The organism is Pelomicrobium sp. (genome assembly GCF_036803785.1).
In the GTDB taxonomy this organism is placed as follows: Bacteria; Pseudomonadota; Gammaproteobacteria; order Burkholderiales; family UBA6910; genus Pelomicrobium.
The window spans coordinates 20,852-30,095 of sequence record NZ_DAIRTR010000022.1 but is presented as its reverse complement, the minus strand read 5'-3'; the positions used below and the strand labels follow the sequence as shown (position 1 = coordinate 30,095).

At 62.9% G+C, this 9,244-nt stretch carries 8 protein-coding genes; 2 read left to right on the top strand and 6 right to left on the bottom strand.

Translation table 11 applies throughout. The features are described from left to right. The 6 genes from V7Q81_RS04330 to V7Q81_RS04305 all read right to left on the bottom strand — a co-directional run. Nucleotides 1–679: restriction endonuclease subunit S (locus tag V7Q81_RS04330; protein WP_333840693.1), on the bottom strand; the 679-nt coding region annotated here is incomplete at its 3' end. A gap of 87 nt (nt 680–766) precedes the next feature. After that, nucleotides 767–1,444: a hypothetical protein gene (locus tag V7Q81_RS04325; protein ID WP_333840691.1), complete on the bottom strand. Its 678-nt coding sequence runs from the start codon at nt 1,442–1,444 to the stop codon at nt 767–769. Further along, the gene (locus V7Q81_RS04320; protein ID WP_333840689.1) at nt 1,368–3,053 is read right to left on the bottom strand and encodes a class I SAM-dependent DNA methyltransferase; all 1,686 of its coding nucleotides are present in this window, start codon (nt 3,051–3,053) and stop codon (nt 1,368–1,370) included. Before V7Q81_RS04320 ends, V7Q81_RS04325 begins: the two co-directional genes overlap by 77 nt. A gap of 16 nt (nt 3,054–3,069) precedes the next feature. Beyond that, on the bottom strand, nt 3,070–5,535 hold the full coding sequence (locus V7Q81_RS04315; RefSeq protein WP_333840687.1) for a DEAD/DEAH box helicase: 2,466 nt from the start codon (nt 5,533–5,535) through the stop codon (nt 3,070–3,072). Next, the gene (locus V7Q81_RS04310) at nt 5,532–5,756 is read right to left on the bottom strand and encodes a helix-turn-helix domain-containing protein (RefSeq protein ID WP_333840685.1); all 225 of its coding nucleotides are present in this window, start codon (nt 5,754–5,756) and stop codon (nt 5,532–5,534) included. The genes V7Q81_RS04315 and V7Q81_RS04310 overlap by 4 nt, the downstream gene beginning before the upstream one ends. Before the next feature lie 914 nt (nt 5,757–6,670). Beyond that, a complete protein-coding gene (locus V7Q81_RS04305) occupies nt 6,671–7,252 on the bottom strand; it encodes a YqiA/YcfP family alpha/beta fold hydrolase (protein WP_333840684.1) in 582 nt (193 codons plus the stop codon). A gap of 292 nt (nt 7,253–7,544) precedes the next feature. Here V7Q81_RS04305 and V7Q81_RS04300 point away from each other — a divergent pair, with 292 nt between their 5' ends. Beyond that, a complete protein-coding gene (locus V7Q81_RS04300) occupies nt 7,545–8,639 on the top strand; it encodes a TRAP transporter substrate-binding protein (RefSeq protein WP_333840681.1) in 1,095 nt (364 codons plus the stop codon). Between the two features lie 86 nt (nt 8,640–8,725). Continuing rightward, on the top strand, nt 8,726–9,244 hold the full coding sequence (locus V7Q81_RS04295) for a TRAP transporter small permease subunit (RefSeq protein WP_333840679.1): 519 nt from the start codon (nt 8,726–8,728) through the stop codon (nt 9,242–9,244).

Genomic DNA, 9,244 nt, shown 5'->3' with positions numbered 1-9,244 from the left:
CCACCAACCGGTCGGGGAAGAGGTCGTAGAGGTGGGCGGGCAGCCCCGGCAGCGACTGGCCGCGGCGCCAGCGGCCGTCCATCTTGGCGCGGACGGGGTCGAAGTCCACGAACCACGCCTTGAACAGCGCTCGAGCCATCGCCTCCAGCGTTTCGCTCATCTTGCGGTTCAGCTCGATCTTGTCGTCCAGCGTGCCGAGGATGTGGGCAATGGCACGCTGTTCGGGGAGCGGGGGCAAAGGAATCAGCCAATGTTCGAATGTCTTGGTTGTGATGGTCTCGAAGACAGTTCCGTAAGTGAGTCCATGCATTTCGGCTATCGTGCCCCTCAAGGCATAAAAAAGGAAGTTGTTATCGAGACCATCTTTAGGCACAAGAGCGTAACAGGTTTGGTTAAACGCCATCGGTCGACCAAGCTGAGCCAGGGCACCAACAGTGCCACGGGCCGTTATGACTACAGTGCCGACAGGCATGAGTTTAGCCGCGCTGTTTCGGAGACCATCTTGCGTGAGAAATTCTTGTGCCTGATCTAAGTATCTGCCTGAAACACGCGCTACGTCCTTCGCCGAAGCCCACGGAATACCTCCATGCCAGTACTCCGCCACACTGCGGCTTGGCGTTCCCCCTATAACCGCGGTTGCGACTTCAGATACCGACACCTTGGGCCACTCACCCGCCATATCCCAACTCCTTCATGTTGGCAGCGGTGGTCGCGCCAAGCCCAATGAAGTGGGCTCCTTGCTCGAATGTCGCTGACTTAAAGTGGCTCATGTCAGCAGTCCTCCAATGAGCCCTGCCACCTTATTGACAAGACCGACGCAACCGTCGATGGTGGCGGCGGTCTTCACCGTTTCACAAGCAGCGGCGATGATGGCTTTGTTTGGCGTCGGCTTCGCCAACTGCGACTGGATTGTGTCGATGTCGGCCACGAGCGCGAGCTTGTCTGCCTCAGGAGCGGCTGATTGTGCGATCGCGTTTCGCAGCTCGACAAGCGAGGTGCCAAGCTCGCTGAACTGTGCGTTAATCTGATTCCCGTCGCCCAACGTTATGATGTTCTGGCCAGTGGCTTCGATTTTGATACCGTGAAACTTCGGCATGGTGAACTCGCCGGGTCCTTCGATTTTGTCTATACCGGCGGCGGTGATCCTGTAGTAGTTGGTGGAGGAAGGAATAACGGTGCCTCCCGGCGCGGTGATGGATTTCTCGATGGTGTCCTCCTCTACCCAGCCCTGACTGATGAGGTAGGTGAGATTGCTTTGAATTTCCTGCTGGGTGAGGCCGTGCGAAGCCTTTAGTTCTTTCTTCACGTCACTAATTTTGACCGCCGAACCTCTCTTGCCGCGAGCACTGGTCGCATTCTTGTTGCGGTCATAGAAGTACTGAAGCATGATGCGCCGGATCTCGTTGTTCGATGGGCGCCCCTGAGCGATCTTTTTCTTGGCCATAGCCCAGCTCCTTCAGGTTCTTCCAAATCGCTTCGTCCAGCTTCGCGGCCTCGGCCTGCTGCTCGCGCAGTTGGGCGACGAGCCGGCGCATCTTCTCCTCGAACGGCTCGCCGTCATCTTCCTGCTTCTCGGCGCCGACATAGCGGCCCGGGGTGAGGACGTAGCCGTGCTTGCGGATTTCGTCAATGGTGACGGAACGACAAAATCCCGGAATGTCGCGGTATTCCGGTAGGGGCGAGGCATGCGTTGCCCCTACGTCTGTGCGCCAGGCGTGGTAGGTGTTGGCGATGCGGGCGATGTCCTCGTCGGTCAGCTCCCGGTGTGTCCGGTCGACCATTTGCCCCATCTTCCGCGCGTCGATGAAGAGGACCTGGCCCCGGCGGTCTCGTAGGGGCGAGGCATGCCTCGCCCCTACACCCGATTTGTCGCGCGCGAGGAACCACAGGCACGCCGGGATCTGCGTGGAGTAAAAGAGCTGACCCGGCAGCGCCACCATGCAGTCCACCAGATCCGCTTCGATGATGTTCTTGCGGATCTCGCCCTCGCCCGATTGGTTGGACGACATGGAGCCGTTAGCGAGCACGAAGCCGGCGACGCCTGTGGGCGCCAGGTGATGGATGATGTGCTGGACCCAGGCAAAGTTGGCGTTGCCCACCGGCGGCACGCCGAACTTCCAGCGCTTGTCGTCGCGCAGGCGCTCGCCGCCCCAGTCAGAGACGTTGAAGGGTGGATTAGCCAGGATGAAGTCAGCCTTGAGGTCGGGGAAGCGGTCGTTGTGGAAGGTGTCGCCGTGGGCGATCTGGCCGTCGATGCCGCGGATGGCGAGGTTCATCTTCGCCAGGCGCCAGGTGGTGTAGTTGGACTCCTGACCGTAGATCGAGATGTCGGCGCGGGCGCGGCCCCCGTTGCCGTTGCCGCTGGCGTGCGCTTTGATGAACTCCACCGACTGCACGAACATACCTGCCGATCCGCAGCAGGGGTCGTACACACGGCCGCGGTAAGGCTCGAGCATCTCGACTAGGAGTTTCACCACGCAGCGGGGTGTGTAGAATTCGCCACCCTTCTTGCCCTCGGCGCTCGCGAATTGCGATAGGAAGTATTCGTACACGCGGCCGAGCACGTCCTTGGCGCGGGCTTCCTCGTCACCCACCTTGATGTTGCTGATGAGATCGATGAGCTGGCCGAGGCGCTGTTTGTCGAGCGCGGGACGTGCATAGTCCTTGGGGAGCACGCCCTTGAGCGCTGGGTTGTCGCGCTCGATGCCGGCCATGGCGTCGTCCACGAGCTGGCCGATGGTCGGCTGCTTCGCCTGCGCCTTGAGATGCGCCCAGCGTGCCTCCGGCGGTACCCAGAAGATGTTCTGGGCGCGATACTCGTCCGGGTCTTCGGGGTCGGCACCCTGGGCGCGCTCGGCTTCGAGCCTTTTATGTTGCTCCTCGAAGGCGTCGGAGATGTATTTCAGGAAGATGAGGCCGAGAACAACGTGCTTGTATTCGGCGGCATCCATCGAGCCGCGCAGCGCGTCGGCCATCTTCCACAGGTCGACTTCATAGCCCACGGTAGCGCCACTTGTCTTGGACACCTCGGTGTTCTTCTTATGCTTGGCCATCTGCTTCCTCATCGAGTCATTGCCCGTGCGCTTCTGAGAATGTAGAAACCACCTCGAGGGCCTGCGCGTAAGTGTGCCGCCGGATCGCCTCGAAAAGCGGATGACCCGGCGTGACCCACTCCAGGTTGTTCGCCTCGGCCGTCTCGCGGTCGGTCGAGCAGCGTGGATACTTCGTAGCCAGGGGCGGAAGTCTCCAGTCCGCAGCCCGTTCGTGCTCGCGCAACCTGTGCGGTGTGCGGCCAGGTTCGAACGTGTAAGGCAGATGCCGTACTTCCCGGATTTCCCAGCCGGCATAAGGGGCCGCCTCCCGGATGAAACGGGCCACCGTCTCGGGGACCACGCGCCGCTCCTGGGCCCGTGCCCGGCGCTCGATGAGCATCTCCAGGTTGAGCTTCTTCGAGGCCAGCCCCTCGAGGGCGTTCTGGCAGATGCGCCGGAACTCGCGTTCGTCCACGTTCCTGAGCAGCCGTTCCTCGAGGTCAGCATCGCCAAGCCGCCCGGCGTAGTAGTCGCGAAGCACCCGCTCGATGTGGGCCGCCGGCAGAACCTCGCCGACCACGTTGAAGACCGCGTCATCATCGAGGGCATCGCGGATCTCCTGGAGCTTTTCCAGCAGCCGCTGCAGCACCTTGCCCTCGATCGTGTTGTTGGCGACGAAGTTGAAGATCAGGCAGTCCTTGCGCTGGCCGTAGCGGTGGATACGGCCCATGCGCTGCTCGAGGCGGTTCGGGTTCCACGGGATGTCGTAGTTGAAGAGGATGTTGCAGACTTGGAGGTTGATCCCTTCGCCGGCCGCTTCGGTGGCGACAAGGATCTGGATGTGTCCTTCTTTGAACTGTTGCTCCGCGTAAAGCCGGGTGCCCGGTTCGTCGCGCGACCCGGGCTTCATGCCGCCGTGGATGTAGCCGACGCGGAAGCCCCACGACTTCAGCCGCTCCACCAGGTAGTCGAGCGTGTCCTTGAACTCCGTAAAGACGAGCAGCCGTTTCTCCGCGTGGTCGAAAAAACCCTCCTGCTGCAGGAGCTCCTTCAGCTTCGAGAGTTTGGCTTCCGCGCCGGAGTCCTCAACCCTCTGGGCTTGAGCAGCCAGCGCCTTCAGTTCTTGAATCTCCTCGTGGACCTGCTGGGCGTTGCCCGCGAGCGTGATGGCCTCGAGCGTCTCTTCGAGGCGTTCGCGTTCGCTCTCCTCCATTTCTTCCAGCTCGTCCGGGTTGGGAAGCTCCGGCGGGGCCAACCGTGCCAGGTCCTGGGCCCGCTTCAATCCCTCCTCCAGACGCTTCGCCCGATTCTCCAGCGAGTGCCGCATGGCGTAGGTGCTCGAGGCAAGCCGGCGCTGATAGAGGGACATCAAGAAGCCGACGGCGCGGGCGCGCGGGTCGTCGCCCTGCGCTGCGGCCCTGGCGCTCTGCTGCTTCACGAAGCGGGTGATGTCGCGGTAGAGGTCGAACTCTGGCCCGTCGATCTGGAATTCCACGGTGTGTGGGATGCGCTTCGTGAAGATCTTCTCGGCGACCCATGTACCATCCGTCCGGCGCTCCGGGAAGTAGACCATGGCCTCCTTCGTGCGGCGCAGATAGAACGGCGCGCGGCGGCGGTTCATGGCTTCGCGGATGGAGCGCACGTCGGCGTAGGCATCCGCGTCGAGCAGCTGGAGGAAGAGGCTGAAGTTTTCTGGATCGCCCTTGTGCGGCATGGCTGTCAAAAGCAGCAGATGATCTGAGGTGTCCCGCAGAAGCTCGCCCAGCTTGTAGCGCTGGCTCTTGTGGGTCTCGTCGGAAGCCGACATGCGGTGCGCTTCGTCCACGATGACGAGATCCCAGTGGGCCTGCCGCAGCCCCGGCAGGATATCATGACGTTTCGCGAGATCGAGGGAGGTGATGACGCGCTTCTGCTCTAGCCACTGGTTCATGCCGAACTGATCCCGGATGTCGCCGCCTTTGAGGACAAGAAACTTCTCGTCGAACTTCTCTTTGAGTTCGCGCTGCCACTGGAACGAGAGGTTGGCGGGGCAAACGATCAGGATGCGCTCGGCGAGACCGCGGAGTTCGAGTTCGCGGATGAGCAACCCGGCCATGATCGTCTTGCCTGCCCCGGCGTCATCTGCCAGCAGGAACCGGACCCGGGGAAGCTTTAGGAGATAGTCGTAGATGGCCTCGAGCTGGTGCGGCAGCGGGTCCACACGGGAAATGGAGAGGCCGAAGTAGGGATCGAACTCATATGCAATACCGAGAGAGTACGCCTGCAGGCCCAGCCGAAGGAGGTGCCCGTCGCCATCGTAGCTATACCGCGCCTCCGAGATAGTGAGGTGTTCGAGGTCCTGCCTGGTGAGGATGACCTTGCAGAACCGCTCGGTCTGTGTGCCGGCCAATCCGACGATCCAGGTGCCGGGACCGTTCGCGCGCACAGTCTCCACCCGCATCGGCTCGTTGAAGAGCGAGCCAGTGAGAATCTGCCCTTCGTGCAGGAGCTGCCCCTCACTCATCTTGGCGCCCTCTTCCGTGGGCCCTTCTCGTCTTGTGCGTCCAATTCCGCCTTCATCTCAACGAGTCGTTTGACGAGAAAAGGTAGCGGCACGCGCTTGCCGTTCTCCCAGTGGTTCACGGTGCTGTAGGTGACGCCCACCTTCTGGGCGAACTGCTCCTGAGTGAGGTGGAGCCGTTGTCGAAGCTCACGGATGAGCGCTGGGATGTCCTCATTCTTCATGGCGGCACCTCGAACCTTGGTCTGCAAACGCGCCAGGCAACATGCAAGGCGATATGGAAGCCTACATGCAGGGCATATGTCAACATATGCCCAGGTCGCTCGGGGCGCTAGGCTCCTAGCAAAAGAGGTCCAGCCCGCGTTTCCGGTCCGCCACACAACGGGAGCAGGGATCTCACCTGGCGATGCAGCTTGGGCGCCGAGGACGACCCGCAGGCGGTTCGAGTAGGCACCGCCGTTGTTGCCAACCCTCCTCGTGGAGGCAGGCGTGCTCGACGGCCGGAAACCTTGGGAAACGCGACTGGTTCGGCACGAAGCCCACGCTCAACAAGCTGGTCGTCTAGTCCCCCAGCAGAGCGCGGGGGAGAAGTTCAAAGAGGCGATCCTCGAGGACCTGTGCGCCGACTCGCAGAAAGCTGCGCTCGCTGATGCGACAAGGCGTGTAATCATCGATCCCGCGGAGGACCGCCGGCGCAGAAATCTCTGACGTCGCCGATCCTGCGGCCGCTGCTCCCGTGGGACCTGTCTGCCAAAGCCTCGACGCAGACGGCGAAAACGTCGGTGGAAAGGATCCCGTCCGGGAACGGGTCAAGGCGATCAACACCCGGTTGCGGGGGAAGGGACCGTCTGTACCGCAACACCCTCCGGTTTCCCGTGGCGCTGCCCGCGGGCTCTCTAAGCTGCGGCAGGCACACCGAAAGCGGGCGGGGCCGGAGGGCGTGCGCATGAACTATTCGGGTCGGTTCGACGGGGAATAGGGAGCGGACCTCAAGAAACGTGTAAAGGCGGCCCGCAAGGCCGCATCAGAGGTGCTGGAGCCCGTCTATACCGTCGCCTTTTTTAAGGGGCCCGCCTGTGCAACGATTCCTTGCGGACGAAGGCGGCGTTTTCTCCGTCGCCTGCGTTTCTGCGTGCCGTCAGGGAGAAGGCGCGAGCCCGGCAAAGGCAAGCACCTCGTCCAGGTAGTGGCCGAAGTCGGAAAAGCCGTGATCGCTTCCTTCCACCACGATCTGGCGGGCGCCGGCGAACTTCTCCACTGCCCGGCGGTAGTCGAGCACCTCGTCGCCGGTGGCCACCAGAAGAAGATAGCGCTCGGGGCGGGTGATGGCCGGCACCTCCAGCGCCGCCAGCTCGTCGAGATGGGTCTGGGTGAACTCGTAGCGCTCCCCAGTGTGGAAGTTTTGCTGCACGCCCAAGCACTGGGCCAGGTCCCGGGGCGCGTCCACCGCGGGATTCACCAGCACCGCCTTGAGCCCATGGCGCTCGGCGAGCCAGGTGGCGTAGTAGCCTCCCAGGGAGCTGCCCACTAGGGTGACCGGGGCCTGCAGTTGCGCGATTGCCTGCTCCAGCACCTGGATCGCCTGGGCTGGCCGGTGGGGAAGCGCGGGAGCGCGAAAGCTCGTCGCCTTTCCCAGCCGCTCGAGCCGCTCCCGGAGCATCTGGGCCTTGGACGAGGCCGGAGAACTGTTGAAGCCGTGGATATAGCAGAGGGCTGTCATTCGGGATCCGTTTTCGTGTTATAAACCACGTAACCGCTTGCACTCATCCGGTGCGGGCGGTGCAAAAAAATGGTGCAGCGCGACGGCGACGGCTGCCGGGCACATCCGCGCCATCGGCCCGTCGTCTCGCTCTGCGTTGCACGAATAATACCGCGAGCGGCCGCCGGCGTTTCGTTTGCCGATCCCATGGCACGAAACCTGCGAACCTCATCCCATGGATCGAGTGTTTCACGGTCCGCTCCTTCTACCACCCCGCCCGTTGCGGGCATGTGACCACGGAGGATGACTCGTCATGAATCGACGCGGATTTCTCAAGAAGACCGCCGCCGGCGCCGCCGCGGGCACCCTGGGCTTTCCCATGATCGCCAAGGCCCAGGCCGCCAAGACGTTCAACTGGAAGATGACCACTACCTGGCCGGCGGGATCCCCCTTCTACCAGTCCGGGCCGGGCAGCGCCGAGGCCTTCGCCAAGAAAGTGGAGGCCATGTCCAACGGGCGATTGAAGATCAAGGTGTTCGCCGCCGGGGAGCTGCTGCCCGCGTTCGAGGGCTTCGACGCCTGCGCCGCGGGCACCGTGGAGATGAACCACGGGGTCGCCTACTACTGGGCCGGGAAGACCTTCGCCTCCCAGTACTTCGGTACCGTGCCCTTCGGCATGAGCTACCTGGGCCAGCACGCCTGGCTATGGGAGGGCGGCGGCAACCAGTTGTGGGAGGAGGTGTACAGGCCCTTCGGGCTGGTGCCGCTGCCGGCAGGCTGCACCGGCGTGCAGATGACCGGCTGGTTCAAGCGGCCGGTCAACTCGGTGGCTGACTTCAAGGGTCTGAAGATGCGCATCCCGGGCCTGGCCGGCAAGGTGTACGCCACCCTGGGCGTGGACGTGAAGCTGCTGCCGGGGGGCGAGATTTTCCCGGCCCTCGAGCGGGGCGTGATCGACGCCGCCGAGTGGGTGGGCCCGTTCCTGGACATGAAGCTCGGGCTGCAAAACGCGGCCAAGTACTACTACACCACCGGCTGGCACGAGCCTTCCACCACCACCGAGATTGTGATCAATAAGAAGGCTTGGGATTCGCTGCCGGCCGACCTCAAGGAGATCGTGGTCTACGCCGCCAAGGCGATGGACCTGGAAGGGCTGCTATGGCTCGAGACCAAGAACGCCGAGGCCCTGGACGAGCTGGTGCAGAAGCACGGCGTGAAGGTTTCCACCCTTCCTCCCGACGTGGTCAAGAAGTTAAAAGAGGCGACCGCCGACACTCTCTCCAGCGCCGCCGCCAAGGACCCGTTGGTGAAGAAGGTCCATGACCACTACTTCGCCTTCAAGAAGAAGCACGACTTCTGGGCCAAGGTGAGCGAGACCCACTTCGCCACCCAGGTGCGCGATATCTAGAGAAGCGCTCCCGCACCGGACCCGTCCGGGTCCGGTGCGCTTTCCCGGTCCCGGACGTTTCACCCCAAGAAAGGAGGGATGGCGCCGTGAACGCCCTCGAGCGGCTTGGCAACGGCATCGATGCTTTCATCGACTGGGTGGGCCGCGTCACGTCCTGGCTCACTCTGTTCCTGGTGCTCCTGATCGCCACCGAAGTGCTGCTGCGCTACGCCTTCAGCCTGGGCGCGGTATGGGCCCAGGAGCTGGAGTGGCATCTCCTCGCCGTGATCGCCCTGTGGGGTATCGCCTACACCCAGAAGGAAGATGCCCACGTGCGGGTGGACATCCTCTATCACGGCTACAGCCCGCGCACCCGGGACTGGATCGAGTTCCTGAGCGCCCTCTTCATCATGGCGCCGATCTCCTTCTACGTGGCCTATCTGTCGATCCCGTTCGTGCAGCATTCCTACGCCATCGGCGAGATCTCCCCGGACCCGGGCGGGCTCACCCATCGCTGGGTCCTCAAGTCCTTCGTCACCTCCGGTTTCCTACTGCTCGGGCTGCAGAGCCTGGCAATTGCCCTCAAGCAGGCAGCGCGCCTGTTCGGGCGCCGGCGGGAGGGCTGA

What these genes read in the sequence shown, in the direction of transcription:
- V7Q81_RS04320 (WP_333840689.1), bottom strand. Translation starts at nt 3,053, where the DNA reads ATGGCCAAGCATAAGAAGAACACCGAGGTGTCCAAGACAAGTGGCGCT.
- V7Q81_RS04315 (WP_333840687.1), bottom strand. Translation starts at nt 5,535, where the DNA reads ATGAGTGAGGGGCAGCTCCTGCACGAAGGGCAGATTCTCACTGGCTCG.
- V7Q81_RS04310 (WP_333840685.1), bottom strand. Translation starts at nt 5,756, where the DNA reads ATGAAGAATGAGGACATCCCAGCGCTCATCCGTGAGCTTCGACAACGG.
- V7Q81_RS04300 (WP_333840681.1), top strand. Translation starts at nt 7,545, where the DNA reads ATGAATCGACGCGGATTTCTCAAGAAGACCGCCGCCGGCGCCGCCGCG.
- V7Q81_RS04325 (WP_333840691.1), bottom strand. Translation starts at nt 1,444, where the DNA reads ATGGCCAAGAAAAAGATCGCTCAGGGGCGCCCATCGAACAACGAGATC.
- V7Q81_RS04305 (WP_333840684.1), bottom strand. Translation starts at nt 7,252, where the DNA reads ATGACAGCCCTCTGCTATATCCACGGCTTCAACAGTTCTCCGGCCTCG.